Genomic DNA, 23,155 nt, shown 5'->3' on the forward strand with positions numbered 1-23,155 from the left:
CAGTACCCCATTTCACCGCCCATGAAGCACATCACGCCCAAGACATCCAAAACCCGAACGGAACCTTCGCTGCACGAGTTGCTGCCTTCGTTGCGGCCTGGTCAATCGATGGAGCTCTTGAAAGAGTTGCACATCCTCACCCGGGATGGGCGGCTGAACCAGGATTCGCGCCGTAAACTCAAGCAGGTGTACCACCTGTACCAGTTCATCGAACCCCTGTTGCAGGAACTGTCGGCGGATGGGCATGCGCCTACCCTGGCGGACCATGGCGCAGGCAAGTCCTACCTGGGCTTTATTCTGTACGACCTGTTCTTCAGGCCGCTGGGGCGCGGGCACATCTATGGCATCGAATCGCGCCCGGACCTTGTGGAGCGCTCTTGCCAATTGGCTGAGCGACTGGGATTTGCGCGCATGTCGTTCCTAAACCTCTCCGTCGCGCAGGCCACTGAATCGGCGACATTGCCCGCCAGCATCGACGTGGTCACCGCGCTGCACGCCTGCGATACTGCAACGGATGATGCCATCGCGTTTGGCCTCCAGAAAAAGGCGCGTGCCATGGCCATCGTTCCGTGTTGTCAGGCCGAGGTGGCTTCGCATCTGCGTCGCAACAAGGCCCTTCAATTGGCACGCACGCCCTTGGCGGAGCTGTGGCGCCACCCCTTGCATACGCGCGAAATCGGAAGCCAGATCACCAACGTGCTGCGGTGCCTGTACCTGGAGGCCAGTGGCTACCAGGTCACTGTGACCGAGCTGGTGGGCTGGGAGCACAGTCTCAAGAATGAGCTCATCATTGCGCGCTATACGGGCCAGCGCAAACGCAGCGCGCGCGAGCGCCTGCAGCAGATCCTGCAGCAGTTTGGCTTAGAGCAAGACATGGCAAACCGGTTTGGTTTGCCATGGAGCGAGGGCGCAGAACTCAGCGGCGAAGCGTCATGAGGTTTTTGACTTCCTTGACTCCATGCGTCTGAAGAGCCACTGTCTCGGCCATCTGGCGTTCTTCCGCATTGCGGGCTTCGCCCAGCAGTTCGGCTTGGCCTTTGACGACATTCACACGGACCGTGTGGCGCAAAGCCTGTCGCTCATCCGCCTGGATGCGTGCCTCGACCCGGGCCGCCGTATCCAGATCCATGGCGACGGCGCGGTGGCGCTGGTGGGGGCTGGCGACGTAGTTGCCGTTGGAAGTGCAAGCACCCAGTGCGGTGGCAGCCACCAGAGTGCTCAAGGCGATGTACAAGGGTTTCATGTCGGGTCTCCTGATCCGGAAGTATGGCATGGCTCACTGCTGCGAATGCAGCCACGGAAGCGCCTTTTTTAAGCTATGGCCCGACTCGCACGACTTTCGCTGCCTGGGCAGGTTCATCATGTCCTGCAACAGGGCAACAACCAGCAACCCATCTTCCTGGACGCGCAGGACCGGGATGCCTTCTTGGGCAGCTTGGCCGACAGTGCGCGCACGCATCGGGTGACCATTCATGCCTATGTGTTGCTGAGCGCCAGCTACCACTTGCTCGTCACTCCGGCCACGACGGAGGCTTTGTCCTTGATGGTGCAGGCGTTGGGGCGGAGTTATGTGCGCTACTTCAATCGCCGGCATGCCCGCAGCGGAACGCTGTGGGAAGGGCGCTTTCGCTCGTCGGTGCTGGAGGCGCCGGTCTATTTGTTGCCCGCCATGGTGGGCTTGGATTGGGCGCCGGTTCGCGCGGGACTTGCGGCGCAGCCGCAGGATTGGGCCTGGTCCAGCCATGCGCACTACCTCGGCTTGCGTGTGGATCGTTTGATCGCGCCCCATGCCCAATACTGGGCACTGGGCAACACACCATTCGACCGGGAGAACGCGTATGCGGAAATGGTGCGCGCGGGCCTGGATGAAGCGCAATGGCAGCGCATGGAAGGTGCTGCGCGCGGTGGGTGGGCTCTGGGCAGTGAGCCCTTTCTGCAAGCACTGAACACCCAGGGTGCGACGCGCAGATTGACGCAGGCCCGGCCAGGGCGCCCGCGCAAATCCCACCCCCTTGATTGAGTCATGCAGTGCTCCATCAGAGGCGAACTGCCGTCGTATTTAATGTGTCCCCAAATAATAAACCAGATAGCTCTATGCGACTTTATTGGTATCTGACCCCGAATAAACTGCTTGCCATGGGATGTTGCAATGCACTAAGCTTGCGCTCCCCGCGTATAAATATGAGGAGTGCGCCATGACCACGGCCGCCGAGATTGAACACCTGAAAGCACACGGTCTGTATTCGACCGCCCATGAACACGACGCTTGCGGCCTCGGTTTTGTCGCGCACATCAAGGGCGTCAAGCGCCACGACATCGTGACGCAGGCGCTCAAGATCCTGGAGAACATCGACCACCGCGGCGCCGTGGGTGCCGACAAGCTGATGGGCGACGGCGCGGGTATCTTGATCCAGATTCCGGACCAGCTCTACCGCGAGGAAATGGCCAAGCAAGGCGTGGTGCTGCCTCCAGCCGGGGAATACGGCGTGGGCATGGTGTTCCTGCCCAAGGAGCATGCCTCGCGTCTGGCCTGTGAGCAGGAGCTGGAGCGCGCCATCAAGGCCGAAGGCCAGGTGCTGCTGGGCTGGCGCGATGTGCCGGTCAACCGCGAGATGCCCATGTCGCCCACGGTGCGCACCAAGGAACCTATCCTGCGCCAGCTCTTCATCGGGCGCGGCTCCGATGTGATCGTGCAGGACGCGCTGGAGCGCAAGCTCTACGTCATTCGCAAGACTGCCAGCGCTGCCATCCAGGCCCTCAAGCTCAAGCACAGCAAGGAATACTACGTTCCCAGCATGAGCAGCCGCACCGTGGTGTACAAGGGCCTGCTGCTGGCCGACCAGGTGGGCCAGTACTACCTGGACTTGCAGGACGAACGCTGCGTCTCGGCCGTAGGCCTGGTGCACCAGCGCTTTTCCACGAACACCTTCCCCGAGTGGCCGCTGGCCCACCCGTACCGCTACGTGGCTCACAACGGAGAGATCAACACCGTCAAGGGCAACTACAACTGGATGCGTGCCCGTGAAGGCGTCATGTCTTCACCCGTGCTGGCGGCAGACCTGAAAAAGCTCTACCCGATCAGCTTCGCCGACCAGTCCGACACGGCCACGTTCGACAACTGCCTGGAACTGCTGACCATGGCGGGCTACCCCATCAGCCAGGCCGTGATGATGATGATTCCCGAGCCCTGGGAGCAGCACACCACCATGGACGAGCGCCGCCGCGCTTTCTATGAGTACCACGCCGCGATGCTGGAGCCCTGGGATGGCCCGGCTTCCATCGTGTTCACCGACGGCCGCCAGATCGGCGCCACGCTGGACCGCAACGGCCTGCGTCCCTCGCGCTACTGCATCACCGATGACGACCTGGTGATCATGGGCTCCGAGTCGGGCGTGCTGCCCGTACCCGAGAACAAGATCGTGCGCAAGTGGCGCCTGCAGCCGGGCAAGATGTTCCTGATCGATCTGGAGCAGGGGCGCATGATCGACGATGACGAGCTCAAGGCCAATATCGTCAACACCAAGCCTTACAAGCAGTGGATCGAAAACCTGCGCATCAAGCTCGACAGCATCGAAGCCGGCGAGGCCGCCGCCACGCCTGCCGCTGCCAGCTTGCCGCTGCTGGACCGCCAGCAGGCCTTTGGCTATACGCAGGAAGACATCAAGTTCCTGATGGCGCCCATGGCCCAGAACGGCGAAGAGGGCATCGGCTCCATGGGCAACGACAGCCCGCTGGCCGTCCTGTCCAGCCAGAACAAGCCGCTGTACAACTACTTCAAGCAGCTGTTCGCCCAGGTGACCAACCCGCCGATCGATCCGATCCGCGAGGCCATCGTGATGTCGCTCAACAGCTTCATCGGCCCCAAGCCCAACCTGCTGGACATCAACCAGGTCAACCCACCCATGCGCCTGGAAGTGTCGCAGCCCGTCCTGGACTTTGCCGACATGGCCAAGCTGCGCGACATCAGCCGCTACACCCAAGGCAAGTTCCGCAGCGAAGTCATCGACATCACCTACCCGCTGTCCTGGGGGCATGAGGGTGTGGAAGCCAAGCTGGCGTCGCTGTGCGCGCAGGCCGTGGATGCCATCCGCGGCGGCGCCAACATCCTGATCCTCAGCGACCGGGGCGTGGGCCCGGAGCAGGTGGCCATCCCTGCGCTGCTGGCACTTTCCTGCATCCACCAGCACCTGGTGCGCGAAGGCTTGCGCACCGCTGCAGGCCTGGTCGTGGAAACCGGCACTGCGCGCGAAGTGCACCATTTCGCCGTGCTCGCAGGCTATGGCGCCGAGGCCGTGCACCCCTACCTGGCGCTCGAAACCCTGGTGGACATGCACAAGGAACTGGGCGGGGACCTCTCGCCCGAAAAAGCCATTTACAACTACGTCAAGGCGATTGGCAAAGGCCTGTCCAAGATCATGTCCAAGATGGGCGTGAGCACCTATATGAGCTACTGCGGTGCCCAGCTCTTCGAAGCCATCGGTCTGAACACCGACACCGTGCAGAAGTACTTCACCGGCACGGCCAGCCGCGTCGAGGGCATTGGCGTGTTCGAGATCGCCGAGGAAGCCATCCGCACGCACAAGGCAGCTTTTGGCGACGACCCTGTGCTCGAAACCATGCTGCACACCGGCGGTGAATACGCCTGGCGTGCCCGTGGCGAAGAGCACATGTGGACGCCCGACGCCATTGCCAAGCTGCAGCATTCCACGCGCGCCAACAACTGGAGCACCTACAAGGAATACGCCCAGATCATCAACGACCAGACCAAGCGCCACATGACGCTGCGCGGCCTGTTCGAATTCAAGTTCGATCCGGCCAAGGCCATTCCGGTCGATGAGGTCGAGCCCGCCAAGGACATCGTCAAGCGCTTTGCCACCGGGGCCATGTCGCTCGGTTCCATTTCCACCGAGGCCCATGCCACGCTGGCCGTGGCCATGAACCGCATTGGCGGCAAGAGCAACACCGGCGAGGGGGGCGAAGACGAGCGCCGCTATCGCCAGGAGCTCAAGGGCATCCCCATCAAGCAGGGCGACAGCCTCAAGAGCGTGATCGGCGAAGAGAACGTCGAGGTCGATCTGCCGCTGCAGGACGGAGACTCGCTGCGCTCCAAGATCAAGCAGGTGGCTTCGGGTCGCTTTGGCGTTACCGCCGAGTACCTGTCGTCGGCCGACCAGATCCAGATCAAGATGGCCCAGGGCGCCAAGCCCGGCGAGGGTGGCCAGCTGCCCGGTGGCAAGGTGTCCAACTACATCGGCAAGCTGCGCCACAGCGTCCCCGGCGTGGGCCTGATTTCGCCCCCGCCGCACCACGACATCTACTCCATCGAAGACCTGGCGCAGCTCATCCACGACCTGAAGAACGTGGCGCCGCACGCTGACATCTCGGTCAAGCTCGTGTCCGAAGTGGGCGTCGGTACCATCGCCGCCGGCGTGGCCAAGTGCAAGGCCGACCACGTGGTGATCGCCGGGCACGACGGCGGCACAGGCGCATCGCCCTGGTCGTCCATCAAGCATGCGGGCGGCCCCTGGGAGATCGGCCTGGCCGAGACCCAGCAGACCCTGGTGCTCAACCGCTTGCGCGGCCGTATTCGCGTGCAGGCCGACGGCCAGATGAAGACCGGCCGCGACGTCGCCATCGGCGCGCTGCTGGGCGCCGACGAATTCGGCTTCGCCACCGCACCGCTGGTGGTGGAAGGCTGCGTGATGATGCGCAAGTGCCACCTCAACACCTGCCCGGTGGGCGTGGCCACGCAGGACCCGGAGCTGCGCGCCAAGTTCTCCGGCAAGCCTGAGCACGTGGTCAACTACTTCTTCTTCGTCGCCGAAGAAGTGCGCCAGATCATGGCGCAACTGGGTATCCGCAAGTTCGACGACCTGATCGGCCGCACCGATCTGCTCGACATGCGCAAGGGCCTGGAGCACTGGAAGGCCCGTGGCCTGGACTTTGGCCGCCTGTTCGTGCAACCCCAGGTGAGCGCTGAAGTGCCGCGCCTGCATGTGGACAAGCAGGACCACAACATCGAGCACACGTTGGATCGCAAGCTCATCGAGCGCTCGCGTCCTGCCATCGACAAGGGCGAGCGCGTGCAGTTCATCGAAGTGGTGCGCAACGTGAACCGCTCCGTGGGCGCCATGCTCTCGGGTGCCGTCACGCGCCTGCACCCCGATGGCTTGCCCGACGACACCATCCGCATCCAGCTCGAAGGCACGGGTGGCCAATCCTTTGGTGCCTTCCTGTGCAACGGCATCACGATGTACCTGATCGGCGACGCCAACGACTACACCGGCAAGGGCCTGTCGGGCGGCCGTGTGGTGGTGCGCCCCAGCATCGACTTCCGGGGCGACGCCTGGCGCAACATCATCGTGGGCAACACCGTCATGTACGGCGCCACCAGTGGCGAGGCCTACTTCAGCGGTGTGGCGGGCGAGCGCTTTGCAGTGCGCCTGTCTGGCGCCACTGCGGTGGTGGAAGGCACGGGCGACCATGGCTGCGAATACATGACGGGTGGCACAGTCGCCGTGCTGGGCAAGACCGGCCGCAACTTTGCAGCCGGCATGAGCGGTGGCGTGGCCTATGTGTACGACGAGGACGGCCAGTTCGAGGCGCGCTGCAACAAGGCCATGGTGGCGCTGGAGCGTGTGCTGCCTTCGGACGAACAGGAAGCCAGCATCCCGCGTGCCATCTGGCACCGCGACCAGACCGACGAGGCCCAGCTCAAGAAGCTGCTGGAAGACCACAACCGCTGGACCGGCAGCAAGCGCGCGCGTGAACTGCTGGACCACTGGGCCGCCTCGCGCGCCAAGTTCGTCAAGGTGTTCCCGCTCGAATACAAGCGTGCCCTGTCAGAAATCAATGCAAAGAAAGTGACCCAGGCGCCCGAGCAATCTGCGCTGAACGCTACGAAAAATGTAGCTAAAGCCGCGCATTGAACGGGCTTTGCGCCAAGGAACACATTCACAAGGACACAGACATGGGAAAAATCACCGGCTTCATGGAATACGAGCGCGTCGAAGAAGGCTACCTGCCGGTGGCCGAGCGCTTGAAGAATTACAAGGAATTCGTCATTGGTGTGGATGACGCACAGGCCAAGGTACAGGCGGCGCGCTGCATGGACTGCGGCACGCCGTTCTGCAACAACGGCTGCCCGGTCAACAACATCATTCCGGACTTCAACGACCTGGTCTATCGCGCTGACTGGAAGAACGCCTTTGCGGTGCTGAACTCGACGAACAACTTCCCCGAGTTCACCGGCCGCATCTGCCCCGCACCCTGCGAGGCGGCCTGCACGCTCAACTTCAACAACGATGCGGTCGGCATCAAGAGCATCGAGCACGCCATCATCGACCGCGCGTGGGAGCATGGCTGGGTGCAACCCCAGTTGCCCAAGCACAAGACAGGCAAGAAGGTGGCCGTGGTCGGTTCTGGCCCGGCCGGCATGGCAGCGGCACAGCAGCTGGCGCGCGCCGGGCACGACGTCACTCTGTTCGAGAAGAACGACCGCATTGGCGGCCTGTTGCGTTACGGCATCCCCGACTTCAAGATGGAGAAGTCGCACATCGATCGCCGCGCCAAGCAGCTGGAGGCCGAAGGCGTCACCATCCGCACCGGTGTGTTCGTCGGTGCGGCGAAGGACGGCCTGGGCAAGGACTCCAAGGTCACCAACTGGGCCAAGGAAACCATCACGCCCGAGCAACTGCAGGCGCAGTTCGACGCCGTGCTGCTCACCGGCGGTGCCGAGCAGAGCCGCGACCTGCCCGTGCCCGGCCGCGACCTGGACGGCATCCATTTCGCCATGGAGTTCCTGCCCCAGCAGAACAAGGTGAACGCGGGCGACAAGCTCAAGGGCCAGTTGCGCGCCGACGGCAAGCACGTGATCGTCATTGGTGGCGGCGACACCGGCAGCGACTGCGTGGGCACCAGCAACCGCCACGGCGCCAAGAGCGTGACGCAGTTCGAAGTCATGCCCATGCCCCCCGAGGAGGAGAACAAGCCCCTGGTCTGGCCCTACTGGCCGCTCAAGCTGCGCACCAGCTCCAGCCACGAAGAGGGCTGCACGCGCGAGTTCGCCATTTCCACCAAGGAATTTGTCGGTAAGGGCGGCAAGGTCACCGGCCTCAAGACGGTGCAGGTGGAATTCAAGGACGGCAAGTTCGTTGAGGTCCCCGGCACCGAAAAGGAATACAAGGCCGACCTGGTGCTGCTCGCCATGGGCTTTGTGAGCCCGGTTGCAGCGGTGCTCGATGCCTTTGGCGTCGAGAAGGACGCCCGTGGCAACGCGCGCGCCAGCACCGACTTCACCGGCGGCTACGCCACCAACGCGCCCAAGGTGTTCGCCGCAGGCGACATGCGCCGGGGCCAGAGCCTGGTGGTCTGGGCCATCCGTGAAGGCCGCCAGGCCGCGCGCGCCATCGATGAGTTCCTGATGGGTGCGAGCGACCTGCCGCGCTGAGCGTTCAGCCTCCTCTGCCAACGGCGCCCCAGGGCGCCGTTTTTTTGTTGCTACTTATTTGATAGCATTTGGCGCTTGATGGACAAGCGCCAGGGTCGAATTTCGCTCTTGGTTGAATTCCCCAGGCATGGCCGCAGGGCGCAGATCATGGACAATCTAGGGTTTTCCCGTATGGATGCCGCACTGCCGCCACGAGCGGGCGGCGCGGCCCGTCCGGTTCCTCCCTTGTCTTGATCGAGAGCCACTACACCATGAAAAAGATCGCCGCTGTTGCGCTGTTGGCCCTGGGCGCCGCGCTGGTTGGATGCAGCAAGAACGAAACCGCACAACCCGCCGCCGCGCCTGCGCCGGCCGCTGCGGCCAAGATCGTCGTCGGCCTGGACGACAACTTTCCGCCCATGGGCTTCCGCGACGACAAGAACGAGCTCGTCGGCTTCGACATCGACATGGCCAAAGAAGCCGCCAAGCGCCTGGGCCTGGAGGTGGAATTCAAGCCCATCGACTGGAGCGCCAAGGAAGCCGAACTGTCGGGCAAGCGCGTGGACGCGCTGTGGAACGGCCTGACCATCACCGAAGAGCGCAAGCAGAACATCCTGTTCACCGCGCCCTACATGGAAAACCACCAGATCATCGTGGTGGCCGCCAACTCCGCCATCAAGACCAAGGCCGATCTGGCCGGCAAGGTGGTCGGCGCCCAGGAAGGCTCCAGCGCCGTGGACGCCATCAAGAAGGAGGACACCGTCTTCAAGAGCTTCAAGGAATTCAAGACCTTTGGCGACAACGTCACCGCGCTGATGGACCTCTCCACTGGCCGCCTCGAAGCCGTGGTGGTGGACGAAGTGGTGGGCCGCTACTACGTCGCCAAGAAGCCGGGCGACTATGCCGTGCTCGACGACAACTTCGGCACCGAGGAATACGGTGTGGGCCTGCGCAAGGACGATACCGAACTGCATGGCAAAGTCGAAAAAGCCCTGGCCGACATGAAGGCGGACGGCAGTGCCGCGAAAATTGCCGAACAGTGGTTCGGCAAGAACATCATTAAATAGAGCACAACCCCCTGAGCGGCTGCGCCGCTTCCCCCTTCTCTCGGCTGTCGCCGGGAAGGGGGACGCCACCAGCGCGGCGGGGCGGCCCTTGCGCGGTGGCCGCTGGCTTGGGCCGCGCCCGTGCTGACGGCCGCGGACAAAACATACTGAACTGTCGCCACCGCATGGACTACGTTCTCTCCCTCCTGGGGCCGCTGGCGCAGGGCGCTGCCGTCACCCTCAAGCTGTTCGCCATCACGCTGGCGCTGGCCGTGCCGCTCGGGCTGGTGCTGGCGCTGGCGCGGGTGTCGCACTGGAAGGCCCTGTCGGCGGCGGTCAATGGCTACATCTGGCTCATGCGCGGCACGCCGCTGATGCTGCAGATGCTGTTCATCTACTTCGCGCTGCCCTTTGTGCCGGTGGTCGGCGTGCGCTTGCCCGACTTTCCGGCCGCCGTGGTGGCGTTTGCGCTGAACTACGCGGCCTACTTCGCCGAGATCTTCCGCGCCGGCATCCAGTCGGTGGACCGCGGCCAGTACGAGGCCGCCAAGGTGCTGGGCATGGGCTACGGCCAGACCATGCGCCGCATCGTGTTGCCGCAGATGGTGCGCAGCATCCTGCCGCCCATGAGCAACGAGACCATCACGCTCGTGAAGGACACCTCGCTCATCTACGTGCTGGCCCTCAACGACCTGCTGCGCGCCGCGCGCGGCATCGTACAGCGCGACTTCACCACCACGCCCTTCATCGTCGCGGCGGCCTTTTACCTGGCCATGACGCTGCTGCTCACCTGGGCTTTCCAGCGCCTGGAGAAACGCTATGCCAAGTACGACCAGTGAAGCGCCCATGATCGAGGCACGCGACCTGCGCAAGCGCTTCGGCGCCAACGAGGTGCTGCGCGGCGTGTCGTTGCAGGTGCGCAAGGGCGAGGTGGTGGCGGTGATCGGGCCCTCGGGCTCGGGCAAGAGCACCTTTCTGCGCTGCCTCAACCACTTGGAGACCATCGACAGCGGCCACATCGCCATCGAGGGCGAAACCCTGGCCACGACCGACGCGCAGGGGCGCTGTGCCTACGTGCCCGACGCCGAGGTGCGCCGCATTGGCGCCAAGACCGGCATGGTGTTCCAGCACTTCAACCTGTTCCCGCACCTCACGGTGCTGGAAAACCTCATCGAGGCACCCATGGTGGTGCAGGGCCTGGCGCGTGATGCGGCCATCGCCCGCGCCGAGGTACTGCTGGCCAAGGTGGGCCTGGCCCCGAAGCGCGACAACTACCCCGCGCGCCTGTCGGGCGGGCAGAAGCAGCGCGTGGCCATCGCGCGGGCGCTGTGCATGCAGCCCGACATCATGCTGTTCGACGAGCCCACCTCGGCGCTCGACCCCGAGCTCACCGGCGAGGTGCTGCGCACCATGCGCGAGCTGGCCGAGGAGCACATGACCATGCTGGTGGTCACGCACGAGATGGGCTTCGCGCGCGAGGTGGCCCACACCGTGGCCTTCATGGACCAGGGCGAGCTGATCGCGGCGCGCCCGGCCGCCGAATTCTTTGCCGACCCGGGGCATGAGCGGGCGCGGGCGTTCTTGCAGCACATGCTGTGAGGGTTTGGAGTCGAATCGGGCTCCAGGGCTTGTGGGGTCAGCGCGGGCAGCTATTCTTTTGGGTGCGGCTGGCCGGGGAGCGTCCCGGCCAGCCGCCTGGAAACTCCCCAACCCCAACCCCAACAACCATCAAAAAGAATAGCTGCCCGCGCTTGATCCACAAGCGTTAGGAGGTGATTTGACCAAAAAATTATCCCAGCGCCGACACCAGCACCTCCGGCAGCTCCGCCGGATCGCGCACCTCGTCCAGTGCGTCCCCGCTGTGCAGTGGCCGCGCAGGCTTGTCCAGCAGTGCGCGCACGAAGTTGGGCTGGGCCAGCAGCGCCTGGTGCATGGCGCCGTTGTAGAGCTGCAGGTCGCGCAGGCCGCGCGCGGCGATGCGTGCGTCCACCTCGTCGGCGCTGAGCCCGGCGGGGTCCGTGCTGTCCGATGCCATGCCCATGCACCACAGCGTGCCGTACAGCGGCACGTATTGCAGGTAGGGCCGGAAGATGGGGAACACCGCGCGCACCGAGGCGGCGATGCGCCCCAGGCTCTCGGGCAGGTGCACGGGCGAGCCCAGGTGCAGCGACAGCACGCCGCCGGGGTTGAGCGCGCGGCGGCAGGCGGCGTAGAACTCCACGGTGTACAGCTCCACGGCCGGGCCGAAGGGGTCGGTCAGGTCCAGGATGATCTGGTCGAAGCGCTCCTCGGTCTGGCCGATGAAGGCGCGCGCGTCGCCCAGGCGCAGCTCCAGGCGCGGGTCGTCGAAGGCGCCGCGGTGGATGGCACCGAGCCATTCGCGGGCTATGGCGATCACCTCGCTGTCCAGTTCCGCCAGCACCACCTGCGTGATGCCGGGCAGCTTGAGCAGCTCCTCGGCGGCGCCGCCGTCGCCGCCGCCCACGACCAGCGCACGGCGCACGCCGGGGTGGGCGATGGCCGGCAGGTGCACCATCGGTTCGTGGTAGAAGAATTCGTCGCGCTCGCTGGTCATGAAGCAGCCGTCGATGCGCATCACGCGGCCGAACTGCGGGTTCTCGAAGACCTCGATGTGCTGCCAGGCCGACTGGCGCTGGTCCAGCAGGCGGCGGTCGCTCAGGTAGAAGCCGAAATCGGCGCTCAGGCGCTCGGCCAGGTAGCGGGTGGCCTGCACGGTGGGCTCGCCGCTCATCAGGCGCGGTCGACGCGGTGCAGGTGCGGGTCGGCCGGGTTGAAAGCGGCCTGCAGGTCGTCGAAGAGCTTCTGCGCCTTGGGGCGGTTGTTCTCGGTGTAGTTGCAAACGTACACGTCCAGCGTGACGTAGCCCGCCTCGGGCCAGGTGTGGATGGACAGGTGCGACTCGGCCAGCACCACCACGCCGGTGACGCCGCCGCCCTCGCCAAAGCTGTGGAACAGGCTGCCCACGGTGGTCAGGCCGGCGGCCGCTACGCGGTCCTTGCAAAAGTTCTCCAGGTGGGCGGCGTCGAGCATCAGGCGGCTGTCGCACAGGCAGCCGTAGAGGTCACCGATCAGGTGCAGGCCTGTGGCATGGCGGGTGGGGACGGGTGCCGGGATGGGGACGACGGACTGGAGATTCTTCATTGCGCGCAGGACCTTTCTTCGCGGGGTTGTGACATAACGGCAAACCCGGCAGGTGCACAAGCACCTGCAGGCGCCGCCCGGTGCGCTGCCGCGTGGGGGTACTGCGTGGAAGAAGGGGGAATGCCGCAGGCCAGGAGGCCCTTGCCGCGCCTTCGTTCCGCTGCGCACACCCAAGCGCACATGCAACGCTGACAGCAATCCGCTCGGCCAGGCGAGCGTGACATTTCTCGAACCCGCGATTATAGCCAATGGCAATAAGCAAACGCCGGAATTGCAGATGCCGCCGTAGGGGCAAGGGGATTTACCCCTATGATGTGCGGTTTGCCGGTCCGTGCCTTGGCGGATTGCCCGGGTGCGCAGCGCAGGCCTCATTCTTGCCCATGCCCTCCAGCGTCCCGCCGCCTTCTGCCGCTCTCGTGGAACTGCGCAACGTCACCTTCGGGTACGGCGAGCGCGTGGTGCTGCGCGATCTCTCGCTCGCGGTGCCGCGCGGCAAGGTCACGGCCATCATGGGGGCGTCGGGCGGCGGCAAGACCACGGTGCTGCGCCTGATCGGCGGGCAGCAGCGCGCGCAGGCCGGGCAGGTGCTGTTCGACGGCCAGGACGTGGGCCGCATGGACCCGGCGCAGCTCTACGCGGCGCGCCGGCGCATGGGCATGCTGTTCCAGTTCGGTGCACTGTTCACCGACATGAGCGTGCTCGACAACGTCGCCTTCCCGCTGCGCGAGCACACGGACCTGCCCGAGGCACTGGTGCGCGACATCGTGCTCATGAAGCTGCACGCCGTGGGCCTGCGCGGGGCGCGCGACCTCATGCCCAGCCAGATCTCGGGCGGCATGGCGCGGCGCGTAGCGCTGGCGCGTGCCATTGCGCTGGACCCCGAGCTCATCATGTACGACGAGCCCTTTGCCGGGCTGGACCCGATTTCCCTGGGCACGGCGGCCCAGCTCATCCGCCAGCTCAACGATGCCATGGGGCTCACCAGCATTCTGGTGTCGCACGACCTGGAGGTGACCTTCGCGCTGGCCGACCATGTGGTGATCCTGGGGCCGGGCACCATTGCTGCGCAAGGTACGCCCGATGAGGTGCGAAACAGCCAGGATCCTCTGGTGCACCAGTTTGTGCATGCCTTGCCCACGGGGCCGGTGCCCTTCCATTACCCCGGCCCCACCGTGGCGCAGGACTTTGGTCCGCTGCCGGGAGGGCGCCCATGAGCTGGTACCGCCCCGCCACCGTGGGAAGGGCCGTGCGGCGCCTGCTGGCCGACATCGGCCAGGCGGCGCGCTTGTTCCTGCGCCTGTTGCTGCTGGCGCCCGAGGCCTTGCGCCGACCCGCGCTGGTGCGCGACCAGGTGCACTTTCTGGGTAACTATTCGTTGGCCATCATCACCGTGTCGGGCCTGTTCGTGGGCTTTGTGCTGGCGCTGCAGGGCTACTACACGCTGCAGGACTTTGGCTCGACCGAGGCGCTGGGCCAGTTGGTGGCCCTGAGCCTGCTGCGCGAGCTGGGGCCGGTGATCACCGCCTTGCTGTTTGCCGGGCGTGCGGGCACGTCGCTCACGGCAGAAATCGGGCTGATGCGCGCGGGCGAGCAGCTCAGCGCCATGGAGATGATGGCCGTGGACCCGGTGCGCCGCATCCTGGTGCCGCGCTTCTGGGCGGGCGTGATTGCCATGCCGGTGCTGGCGGCCGTGTTCAACGCGGTGGGCGTCATCGGCGGCTGGGTGGTGGCCGTGCCCATGATCGGTCTGGACGGGGGCTCTTTCTGGAGCCAGATGCAGGGCGGTGTGGATGTGTTCAGCGACGTGGGCAACGGCGTCGCCAAGAGCATTGTGTTTGGCTTCACGGTCACCTTTGTGGCGCTGCTGCAGGGCTACACGGCCCGGCCCACGCCCGAGGGCGTGTCGCACGCGACCACGCGCACCGTGGTGATGGCCTCGCTGGCCGTGCTGGCGCTGGACTTTGTGCTCACGGCGCTGATGTTCAGCATTTGACAAGGATGGATGCGATGCAAGCGCACAAGAACGATGTCTGGGTGGGGCTCTTCGTCATGCTGGGGGCTGCTGCGCTGGTGTTTCTGGCGCTGCAATCGGCCAACCTGCTGAGTCTCAATTTCGACCGGGGCTACCAGGTCACGGCGCGCTTCGACAACATCGGCGGGCTCAAGCCCAAGGCGGCCGTGCGCAGCGCCGGTGTGGTGGTGGGGCGTGTGGAGTCGATCACATTCAATGACAAAACTTACCAGGCGCAAGTCACTTTGTCGCTGGACAAACGCTATGCTTTCCCCAAGGACAGTTCGCTCAAGATCCTGACCAGCGGTCTGCTGGGCGAGCAGTACATCGGCATCGAGGCCGGGGCCGAAGAAGCATCGCTTGGCGCAGGCGATGCAGTGGCGTCCACCCAGTCGGCCCTGGTGCTCGAAAACCTCATCAGCCAATTCCTCTACAGCAAGGCCGCCGAAGGCGCAGACAGCAAGAAATGACTTCCTTCCCAACCTCCGCAGGCCCACAGGTGGCGCGCGCGCTGTGTGCGGGTGTTCTGGCGTGCCTGGCCGGAACGGCGCTGGCGCAGCAGGCCGACCCACTGGAAGCGTACAACCGCAGCATGACGCGCTTCAACGACACGGTGGACGAGGTCGTGCTCAAGCCCGTGGCCACGGCCTACCAGCAGGCCATGCCTGCGCCCGTGCGCACGGGGGTGAGCAACTTCTTCGGCAACCTGGGCGATGCCTGGTCGTTCGTCAACAACACCCTGCAGTTGCGTGGTGAAGCCGCCATGGCCAGCCTGTTCCGCGTGGGCATCAACACCACCATGGGTCTGGGTGGGGTGCTGGACGTGGCCACCGAAATGCGCATCGACCGTTACAAGCAGGACTTCGGCCTGACACTGGGGCGCTGGGGCGTGCCCACGGGGCCGTATTTCGTGCTGCCCATCCTGGGGCCATCCACCGTGCGCGACACGCTGGCCTTGCCGGTCGATCTGCGCGGCAACCTGCTGCGGGAAGTCACACCCGTGTCGGCGCGCAACAGCCTGTATGCGCTGCGCATTGTCGATACCCGTGCCAACCTGCTGCGCGCCGAGAGCGTGCTGGACGACGCCGCGCTCGACAAGTACAGCTTCACGCGCGACGTCTATATGCAGCTGCGCGGTGCGCGCAATGGCAGCGGCGACGGGTCCCTGCCGCCCGAACCCGAGCAATGACGCGGCCCCGCCCGCAGTGCCCCCACAAGGAGAACACACGATGACGAAACGATGGTTCCTGGCCCGCCTGCTGGCCGCCGGCACTGCAGCGGCGGCCTTGTCCGTGGGCCTGGTGTTGCCCGCACATGCTGCGGACGAAACGCCCGATGCCCTGGTGCAGCGCCTGTCCAGCGAGGTGCTGGACGCGCTGCGCAACGACAAGTCCATCAAGGCGGGCGATGTGGACAAGATCATGGTGCTGGTGGACAAGACCATCATGCCCAACGTCAACTTCCGGCGCATGACGGCCGCCGCCGTCGGCCCCGGTTGGCGCCAGGCCAGCCCCGAGCAGCAACAGCGCCTGCAGGAGGAGTTCAAACAACTGCTGGTGCGCACCTATGCCGGCGCGCTGGCGCAAGTGAGCGACCAGACGGTGAGCGTCAAGCCGCTGCGCGCCGGGGCCGAGGACAAGGATGTGCTGGTGCGCACCGAGGTGCGCGGCCGGGGTGACCCGGTGCAGCTCGACTACCGCCTGGAAAAAACCCCAGGCCAGGGCGCGGGCTGGAAAATCTACAACCTCAACGTGCTGGGTGCATGGCTGGTGGAAACCTACCGCAGCCAGTTTGCCGCCGAGATCAACGCCAAGGGCATCGACGGCCTGATCCAGACCCTGAGCGCCCGCAACAAGGGCAATGCCGTCCGCGGTTGACCGGCCCTCAGGTGAACCCCATGCCCGTGCTGCCCCCGGAACTGACCCACCGCCAGGCGAGCGCCACGCTGCAGCAGTTGCTGGCTGCGCTGGCCGCCGTGCCAGGGGAGGAGGCCTGCGTCGATGCGCGCGCTCTGCGCGTGTTCGACTCCTCGGCGCTGGCGGTGCTGCTCGAATGCCGCCGCGCCGCTCTGGCCGCAGGCCGCCGCTTTGCCGTGCAAGGTCTGCCCCCCGCGCTGACCGGCATGGCGGGCTTGTATGGGGTGCAAGACCTCATTCAAGAGCCAGGCTAAAAAAGTCTGTAGCGGCGTGCCACAGGCCCAGGACGTAAAATCGCGGGTTCTCATGCCCGCTGTCTCCTTCCAGTCTGTCTCCAAGACCTATTCCACCCCCCGAGGGCCCTTTCACGCACTCAACGGGGTGTCGCTGGACATCGAGGAGGGCGAATTCTTCGGCCTGCTCGGCCCCAACGGCGCGGGCAAGACCACGCTCATCAGCATTTTGGCCGGCCTGGCGCGTGCCACGCAGGGCAAGGTCACGGTGCTGGGCCACGATGTGCAGCAGGACTTTGCCGCAGCCCGGCGCAAGCTCGGCGTGGTGCCGCAGGAGCTGGTGTTCGACCCCTTCTTCAACGTGCGTGAAGCGTTGCGCTTCCAGTCGGGCTACTTTGGCGTGCGCCACAACGACGACTGGATCGACGAGCTGCTCGCCCACCTGGGCCTGGCCGACAAGGCCCAGGCCAACATGCGCCAGCTCTCGGGCGGCATGAAGCGCCGCGTGCTCGTGGCGCAGGCGCTGGTGCACAAGCCGCCCATCATCGTGCTCGATGAACCCACGGCCGGGGTCGATGTGGAGCTGCGCCAGACGCTGTGGCAGTTCATCGCCCGCCTCAACCGCGAAGGCCACACCGTGCTGCTGACCACGCACTATCTCGAAGAAGCCGAGGCCCTGTGCGGGCGCATCGCCATGCTCAAGAGCGGTCGCATCGTGGCGCTGGAGCGCACCAGTACGCTGCTCAAGGCCGCCTCGGGCAGCGTGCTGCAGTTCAAGACCGACACCGAACTGCCCTTCGATCTGGCCGTGCAGGCCCGCGTGATGGGGCGCATCGTGCAGCTGCCCGCGCACGACGCCGCCGAGATCGAGCAGCACCTGGCCGCACTGCGCCTGGCCGGTGTGCCGGTGCACGACATGGAAATCCGCCGCCCCGACCTGGAGGACGTGTTCCTGCAGGTCATGTCCGCCGCAGCCACCCAGCAGGAAGGAGCGGGCGCATGACCGGCTGGCAGATGCTGTTTTACAAAGAGGTGCTGCGCTTCTGGAAGGTCAGCTTCCAGACCGTGGCCGCGCCAGTGCTCACCGCCGTGCTGTACCTGCTGATCTTCGGCCATGTGCTTGAAGACCACGTGAAGGTGTACGACCGCATCAGCTACACCGCGTTTCTGGTGCCTGGCCTGGTGATGATGAGCGTGCTGCAGAACGCGTTTGCCAACAGTTCGTCCAGCCTGATCCAGAGCAAGATCATGGGCAGCCTGGTGTTCCAGCTGCTCACGCCGCTGTCGCACTGGGCCTGGTTTCTGGCCTACGTGGGCTCGTCGGTGGTGCGCGGCCTGGTGGTGGGGTTGGGGGTGTTTGTCGTCACCCTGGGGTTTGCCACACCGCAGTTTGCCGCGCCGCTGTGGATTGTGGTGTTTGCCCTGCTGGGCGCCGCGCTGCTGGCCACGCTGGGCGTGATCGCCGGGCTCTGGGCCGACAAGTTCGATCAGATGGCGACGTTCCAGAACTTCATCATCGTGCCCATGACCTTTCTGTCGGGCGTGTTCTATTCCGTCGGCTCGCTGCCACCGTTCTGGCAGGCAGCGAGCCACCTCAACCCGTTCTTCTACATGGTGGACGGCTTTCGCTACGGTTTCTTCGGCGTGAGCGATGCCTCGCCATGGCTCAGCCTGGGTATCGTGGCTGGGGCGTGGCTGGGCGTGAGCACTCTCGCCGTCCACCTGCTGCGCACGGGCTACAAAATCAGAAATTGATGAACACCCCCTTGAGTCGCTTCACGCCTTCCCCCCGCTCTCGCATGGCTGCGCCATGCGGGCAGGGGGACGCCGCCAGTGCGGCGGGGCGGCCCTTGCACGGCGGACCTGGCCTGGGTCGTGCCCGTTTGATGCGTTGCGGGTGCCAACTACGCTGAATGGATCAATGAAATGACTGCTGACCAGATCAAAGACCTCATCGCCGCAGGCATGGCCTGCGATTACATCCACCTCGAAGGCGATGGGCGCCACTGGTATGCCACCATCGTCTCGCCCGAGTTCGAGGGCAAGCGCCCCATTGCGCGCCACCAGCGCGTGTATGCCACGCTGGGCAGCAAGATGCAGAACGATGAGGTGCACGCCTTGTCGATGAAGACACTCACCCCCGCCGAATGGGCTGAGCTGAACCAATAAGATTGCTATAAAAATAATAGCTTTTAGCGCTTGATGGAAAAGCGCTGGAGGCAGATTTCATTGAAAAAATACTGACCATGGACAAGCTCCTCATCCGCGGCGGCCGTTCCCTGCAGGGGCAGGTGGACATCTCCGGTGCCAAGAACGCTGCGCTGCCCGAGCTGTGCGCTGCGCTGCTCACCGCCGACCCGGTGGAGCTGCACAACGTGCCGCGCCTGCAGGACGTGAGCACCATGCTCAAGCTCATCCGCAACATGGGCGTGGCGGTGCAGCAGGGCGACGATGGTTGCGTGCGCATCGACGCCAGCGGCCTGTCCACCCCCGAGGCGCCCTACGAACTGGTCAAGACCATGCGCGCCTCGGTGCTGGCGCTGGGCCCGCTGCTGGCGCGCTTTGGCGAGGCCACGGTGTCGCTGCCCGGCGGCTGTGCCATCGGCTCGCGCCCGGTGGACCAGCACATCAAGGGCCTGCAGGCCATGGGCGCGGAGATCGTGGTCGAGCATGGCTACATCATCGCCCGCCTGCCCCAGGGGCGCACGCGCCTGCAGGGCGCGCGCATCACCACCGACATGGTCACCGTCACCGGCACCGAGAACCTGCTCATGGCCGCCACGCTGGCCGAGGGTGAAACCGTGCTGGAAAACGCCGCCCAGGAACCCGAGGTGACCGACCTGGTCGAGATGCTCATCGCCATGGGCGCGCAAATCGAAGGCCAGGGCACCAGCCGCATCCGCATCCAGGGGGTGGACCGGCTGCACGGCGGCACCCATACCGTGGTGGCCGACCGCATTGAGGCCGGCACCTTTCTGTGCGCCGTGGCCGCCACGGGCGGTGAGGCGCTTTTGCGCCATGCCCGCGCCGACCACCTGGACGCCGTGATCGAAAAACTGCGTGACGCTGGCGTGCAGGTCGAGGCGGCCCAGGGCGGCCTGCGCGTGCGCAGCCCCGGCGGCGCGCAGCTCAGGGCGCAGGGCTTTCGCACCACCGAATACCCCGGCTTCCCCACCGACATGCAGGCGCAGTTCATGGCGCTCAACACCGTGGCGCAGGGCACGGCCACGGTGACCGAAACCATTTTTGAAAACCGCTACATGCACGTCAACGAGCTGCTGCGGCTCGGTGCGCGCATACAGGTCGATGGCCGCGTGGCCGTCACCGAGGGTGCGGCGCGCCTGTCGGGCGCCACCGTCATGGCCACCGACCTGCGCGCTTCGGCCAGCCTGGTCATCGCGGGCCTGGTGGCCGAGGGCGAGACCGTGGTGGACCGCATCTACCACCTGGACCGCGGCTACGATTGCATGGAAGCCAAGCTGCGCGGGCTGGGCGCCGATATAGAGAGAATCCGATGATCACGCTTGCACTGTCCAAAGGCCGCATCTTTGAAGAAACCCTGCCGCTGCTCGGTGCCGCTGGCATCGAGGTGCTGGAAGACCCCGAAAAATCGCGCAAGCTCATTTTGCCCACCAACCACGAAGACGTGCGCGTGGTGCTGGTGCGTGCCTCCGACGTGCCCACCTACGTGCAGTACGGCGGTGCCGACATGGGCGTGTGCGGCAAGGACACGCTGCTGGAGCACCGGGCCGAATGGGGCGGCGCAGCGCGCTCGGGCCTGTTCCAGCCGCTGGACCTGCGCATTGCGCGCTGCCGCGTGAGCGTGGCCGTGCGTGCCGACTTTGATTACCAGCAGGCCGTGCGCCAGGGCTCGCGCCTGAAGGTGGCGACCAAGTACCCCGGCATTGCCCGCGAATTCTTTGCCGCCAAGGGCGTGCACGTGGACCTCATCAAGCTCTACGGCAGCATGGAGCTGGCGCCGCTCACCGGCCTGGCCGACGCCATCGTCGATCTGGTCTCCACCGGCAACACGCTCAAGGCCAACCACCTGGTGGAGGTCGAGCAGATCATGGACATCAGCAGCCACCTGGTCGTCAACCAGGCCGCGCTCAAGCTCAAGCAGGCCCGGCTGCGCCGCATCATCGACGCCTTTGCCTCGGCCATCCGCAAGGATTGATTTACTATGAAATTGGTAGCTTCTCCCGCCCGTCTGTCAACCGTTTCAAGCACCTTTGATGCTGAATTCGCAGCGCGCCTGCACTGGTCGGCGGAGCAGGACGCCGCCATCGAGCAGCGCGTGGCCGACATCCTGGCCGATGTGCAAAAGCGTGGCGACGCCGCCGTGCTGGAGTACACCGCCCGCTTCGACGGCCTTTCGGCTCCCAACATGGCGGCGCTGGAGCTGACGCAGGCCGACTTCAAGGCCGCGTTCGACGCCATCCCGCAGGCCCAGCGCGACGCCCTGCAGGCTGCCGCCAAGCGGGTGCGCAGCTACCACGAGGCCCAGAAAAAGGCCTGCGGCGAGAGCTGGAGCTACCGTGACCAGGATGGCACCCTGCTGGGCCAGAAGGTCACACCGCTGGACCGCGTGGGCATCTACGTGCCCGGCGGCAAGGCCGCGTACCCCAGCAGCGTGCTGATGAACGCCATCCCCGCGCATGTGGCGGGGGTGCAGGACATCATCATGGTGGTGCCGACCCCGCAGGGTGCCAAGAACCCGCTGGTGCTGGCCGCCGCCTACGTGGCCGGTGTGACCCGCGCCTTCACCATCGGCGGCGCGCAAGCGGTGGTCGCACTGGCCTACGGCACGGCCACCGTGCCCAAGGTGGACAAGATCACCGGCCCCGGCAACGCCTACGTGGCCAGCGCCAAGAAGCATGTGTTCGGCACCGTGGGCATCGACATGATCGCCGGCCCGAGCGAAATCCTCGTGCTGGCCGACGGCTCCACGCCGCCCGACTGGGTGGCCATGGACCTGTTCAGCCAGGCCGAGCACGACGAGCTGGCCCAGAGCATCCTGCTGTGCCCCGACGCCGCCTACATCGATGCTGTGCAGCGCGAAATCGACCGCCTGCTGCCCACCATGCCGCGCGCCGAGATCATCGCCAAGAGCCTGACCGGGCGCGGCGCGCTGATCCACACGCGCAGCATGGAAGATGCCTGCGCCATCAGCAACCGCATCGCGCCCGAGCACCTGGAAGTGAGCAGTACCGACCCGCACCGCTGGGAGCCGTTGCTCAAGCACGCGGGCGCCATCTTCCTGGGCGCCTACACCAGCGAATCCCTGGGTGACTACTGCGCAGGCCCCAACCACGTGCTGCCCACCAGCGGCACGGCGCGCTTTTCCAGCCCGTTGGGGGTGTACGACTTCCAGAAGCGCAGCAGCCTCATCGAGGTGAGCGAGCAGGGCGCCCAGGTGCTGGGCCGCATCGCCAGCGTGCTGGCGCACGGTGAAGGCCTGCAGGCACACGCGCAGGCGGCAGAGTTCAGGCTCAAGAACTGAGGCCCAAACGCTGAGGACGCTGGCGCGGCATCGGCGGGGTGTCTGCCACGCTGGTGCGTACCCGCACCCAGCGCAGCATCGGTGAGGTGGCTGGTGCGATGGCTTCGGCAACCAGCCAGCGGCGCGCGTAGGGCAACGATGGGAACTACCGCGAGGGGAGCCCTCGACGTTGGTCGCGCAGCATGAACAGGTACAGCCCCTCCACCTTCTCGCGCGCCCAGGGCGTTTTGCGCAGGAACTTCAGGCTGGACGATACGCTGGGCTCGCTGGTGAAGCAGCGCACCGGAATGCGCCTGCCCAGCTCCTGCCAACCATAGTGCGCCACCAGCGCCGTGACGATGGCCTCCAGGGTCAGGCCATGCAGTGGGTTGCGTGGCTGGGCGGGCGGAGCGGGCGGGGTCGGAGAGGTCATGGCGTAGCTGTTTCAAAGGACGCTGTTTCGGGCAGGCGCCGTTGGGCAGGGTTCTCAAGAGCCCTGGTCGTGCTCAGCGCCTCCCATGGCTACCGGTGTCCAGCAGAGGCGGGCGCGGAGCAAGGACGGCCATCTTATCGCCGCGCAGGTAGGGAAAGGTCGGGATTTGCATCAACACGAACTTCGTGTTCCACGAACTTCGTGTTATTCTGTGCACCATGAAGAACGTCACCATCACCATGGACGACGCAGTGGCCGAATGGGTGCGCGTGGAGGCGGCCAAGCGTGGCAGCAGCGTGTCGCGCCTGCTGGGCGAGTGGCTGGCCGAAAAGATGCGCCAGGAAGACGCCTACGCCCAGGCCATGCGCGAGGCGCTGGGGTTCGAGTCCTGGGGCGCGTCCACCCGGCCCTACCTGGCGCGGCCTGAGTTGTTGGATCGTTGAA

At 65.5% G+C, this 23,155-nt stretch carries 24 protein-coding genes; 20 read left to right on the plus strand and 4 right to left on the minus strand.

Annotated features, from left to right (window positions below; genetic code table 11):
• Positions 1-21: 21 nt before the first annotated feature.
• Positions 22-936, plus strand: a complete 915-nt coding sequence (locus tag MJ602_RS11260) for a class I SAM-dependent methyltransferase (protein WP_243020905.1) — start codon at positions 22-24, stop codon at positions 934-936.
• On the opposite strand, the gene MJ602_RS11265 is transcribed toward MJ602_RS11260, so the two are convergent.
• The gene (locus MJ602_RS11265) at positions 917-1,243 is read right to left on the minus strand and encodes a BON domain-containing protein (protein ID WP_243020906.1); all 327 of its coding nucleotides are present in this window, start codon (positions 1,241-1,243) and stop codon (positions 917-919) included. The two genes, MJ602_RS11260 and MJ602_RS11265, sit on opposite strands and share 20 nt — an antisense overlap.
• A gap of 75 nt (positions 1,244-1,318) precedes the next feature.
• On the opposite strand from MJ602_RS11265, the gene MJ602_RS11270 reads away from it, so the two are divergent.
• The 6 genes from MJ602_RS11270 to MJ602_RS11295 all read left to right on the plus strand — a co-directional run bounded on the left by MJ602_RS11270 (position 1,319) and on the right by MJ602_RS11295 (position 11,073).
• Positions 1,319-2,020, plus strand: coding sequence for a transposase (locus MJ602_RS11270; RefSeq protein WP_243020907.1), 702 nt, complete (start codon positions 1,319-1,321; stop codon positions 2,018-2,020).
• 175 nt (positions 2,021-2,195) lie between these two features.
• On the plus strand, positions 2,196-6,929 hold the full coding sequence (locus MJ602_RS11275; RefSeq protein ID WP_162015309.1) for a glutamate synthase-related protein: 4,734 nt from the start codon (positions 2,196-2,198) through the stop codon (positions 6,927-6,929).
• 41 nt (positions 6,930-6,970) lie between these two features.
• Entirely contained in the window at positions 6,971-8,449 is a 1,479-nt protein-coding gene (locus MJ602_RS11280) for a glutamate synthase subunit beta (RefSeq protein ID WP_243020908.1), read from the plus strand.
• A gap of 251 nt (positions 8,450-8,700) precedes the next feature.
• A complete protein-coding gene (locus tag MJ602_RS11285) occupies positions 8,701-9,495 on the plus strand; it encodes an amino acid ABC transporter substrate-binding protein (protein WP_243020909.1) in 795 nt (264 codons plus the stop codon).
• Positions 9,496-9,659: 164 nt separating this feature from the next.
• Positions 9,660-10,313, plus strand: a complete 654-nt coding sequence (locus tag MJ602_RS11290) for an amino acid ABC transporter permease (RefSeq protein WP_243020910.1) — start codon at positions 9,660-9,662, stop codon at positions 10,311-10,313.
• A complete protein-coding gene (locus MJ602_RS11295) occupies positions 10,294-11,073 on the plus strand; it encodes an amino acid ABC transporter ATP-binding protein (RefSeq protein ID WP_279236166.1) in 780 nt (259 codons plus the stop codon). The genes MJ602_RS11290 and MJ602_RS11295 overlap by 20 nt, the downstream gene beginning before the upstream one ends.
• A 190-nt stretch (positions 11,074-11,263) precedes the next feature.
• On the opposite strand, the gene speE is transcribed toward MJ602_RS11295, so the two are convergent.
• Complete coding sequence (speE, locus tag MJ602_RS11300) at positions 11,264-12,226, minus strand: polyamine aminopropyltransferase (RefSeq protein WP_243020911.1); 963 nt, start codon at positions 12,224-12,226, stop codon at positions 11,264-11,266.
• Positions 12,226-12,636, minus strand: coding sequence for an adenosylmethionine decarboxylase (gene speD, locus MJ602_RS11305; RefSeq protein ID WP_243020912.1), 411 nt, complete (start codon positions 12,634-12,636; stop codon positions 12,226-12,228). The genes speE and speD overlap by 1 nt, the downstream gene beginning before the upstream one ends.
• Positions 12,637-13,016: 380 nt before the next feature.
• On the opposite strand from speD, the gene MJ602_RS11310 reads away from it, so the two are divergent.
• From MJ602_RS11310 to hisD, 12 genes are all read left to right on the plus strand, one after another.
• On the plus strand, positions 13,017-13,850 hold the full coding sequence (locus MJ602_RS11310; protein WP_243020913.1) for an ABC transporter ATP-binding protein: 834 nt from the start codon (positions 13,017-13,019) through the stop codon (positions 13,848-13,850).
• On the plus strand, positions 13,847-14,629 hold the full coding sequence (gene mlaE / locus MJ602_RS11315; protein ID WP_162015316.1) for a lipid asymmetry maintenance ABC transporter permease subunit MlaE: 783 nt from the start codon (positions 13,847-13,849) through the stop codon (positions 14,627-14,629). Before MJ602_RS11310 ends, mlaE begins: the two co-directional genes overlap by 4 nt.
• A gap of 14 nt (positions 14,630-14,643) precedes the next feature.
• A complete protein-coding gene (gene mlaD / locus MJ602_RS11320) occupies positions 14,644-15,117 on the plus strand; it encodes an outer membrane lipid asymmetry maintenance protein MlaD (protein WP_162015317.1) in 474 nt (157 codons plus the stop codon).
• Positions 15,114-15,836: an MlaA family lipoprotein gene (locus MJ602_RS11325; protein WP_162015318.1), complete on the plus strand. Its 723-nt coding sequence runs from the start codon at positions 15,114-15,116 to the stop codon at positions 15,834-15,836. Before mlaD ends, MJ602_RS11325 begins: the two co-directional genes overlap by 4 nt.
• A 40-nt stretch (positions 15,837-15,876) precedes the next feature.
• The gene (locus MJ602_RS11330; protein WP_243020914.1) at positions 15,877-16,524 is read left to right on the plus strand and encodes an MlaC/ttg2D family ABC transporter substrate-binding protein; all 648 of its coding nucleotides are present in this window, start codon (positions 15,877-15,879) and stop codon (positions 16,522-16,524) included.
• A 20-nt stretch (positions 16,525-16,544) separates the two neighbouring features.
• On the plus strand, positions 16,545-16,817 hold the full coding sequence (locus MJ602_RS11335; protein WP_243020915.1) for an STAS domain-containing protein: 273 nt from the start codon (positions 16,545-16,547) through the stop codon (positions 16,815-16,817).
• Positions 16,818-16,869: 52 nt separating this feature from the next.
• A complete protein-coding gene (locus tag MJ602_RS11340) occupies positions 16,870-17,799 on the plus strand; it encodes an ABC transporter ATP-binding protein (protein ID WP_162015321.1) in 930 nt (309 codons plus the stop codon).
• Positions 17,796-18,551 (plus strand): ABC transporter permease, encoded by a 756-nt coding sequence (locus MJ602_RS11345; RefSeq protein ID WP_243020916.1) that lies wholly within the window; start codon positions 17,796-17,798, stop codon positions 18,549-18,551. Before MJ602_RS11340 ends, MJ602_RS11345 begins: the two co-directional genes overlap by 4 nt.
• 171 nt (positions 18,552-18,722) lie before the next feature.
• On the plus strand, positions 18,723-18,965 hold the full coding sequence (locus MJ602_RS11350) for a BolA family protein (RefSeq protein ID WP_162015323.1): 243 nt from the start codon (positions 18,723-18,725) through the stop codon (positions 18,963-18,965).
• Between the two features lie 77 nt (positions 18,966-19,042).
• The gene (gene murA / locus MJ602_RS11355; RefSeq protein ID WP_243020917.1) at positions 19,043-20,314 is read left to right on the plus strand and encodes a UDP-N-acetylglucosamine 1-carboxyvinyltransferase; all 1,272 of its coding nucleotides are present in this window, start codon (positions 19,043-19,045) and stop codon (positions 20,312-20,314) included.
• Entirely contained in the window at positions 20,311-20,973 is a 663-nt protein-coding gene (gene hisG / locus MJ602_RS11360; RefSeq protein WP_162015325.1) for an ATP phosphoribosyltransferase, read from the plus strand. The genes murA and hisG overlap by 4 nt, the downstream gene beginning before the upstream one ends.
• A 6-nt stretch (positions 20,974-20,979) precedes the next feature.
• Positions 20,980-22,299: a histidinol dehydrogenase gene (gene hisD / locus MJ602_RS11365; RefSeq protein WP_243020918.1), complete on the plus strand. Its 1,320-nt coding sequence runs from the start codon at positions 20,980-20,982 to the stop codon at positions 22,297-22,299.
• A gap of 145 nt (positions 22,300-22,444) precedes the next feature.
• Here the strand turns inward: hisD and MJ602_RS11370 are convergent, their stop codons facing one another.
• Positions 22,445-22,711 (minus strand): VF530 family protein, encoded by a 267-nt coding sequence (locus MJ602_RS11370; protein ID WP_162015327.1) that lies wholly within the window; start codon positions 22,709-22,711, stop codon positions 22,445-22,447.
• Positions 22,712-22,929: 218 nt separating this feature from the next.
• On the opposite strand from MJ602_RS11370, the gene MJ602_RS11375 reads away from it, so the two are divergent.
• The gene (locus tag MJ602_RS11375; protein ID WP_243020919.1) at positions 22,930-23,154 is read left to right on the plus strand and encodes a CopG family transcriptional regulator; all 225 of its coding nucleotides are present in this window, start codon (positions 22,930-22,932) and stop codon (positions 23,152-23,154) included.
• Position 23,155 lies beyond the last annotated feature (1 nt).

Source organism: Simplicispira sedimenti, assembly GCF_022760965.1.
In the GTDB taxonomy this organism is placed as follows: Bacteria; Pseudomonadota; Gammaproteobacteria; order Burkholderiales; family Burkholderiaceae_C; genus Simplicispira; species Simplicispira sedimenti.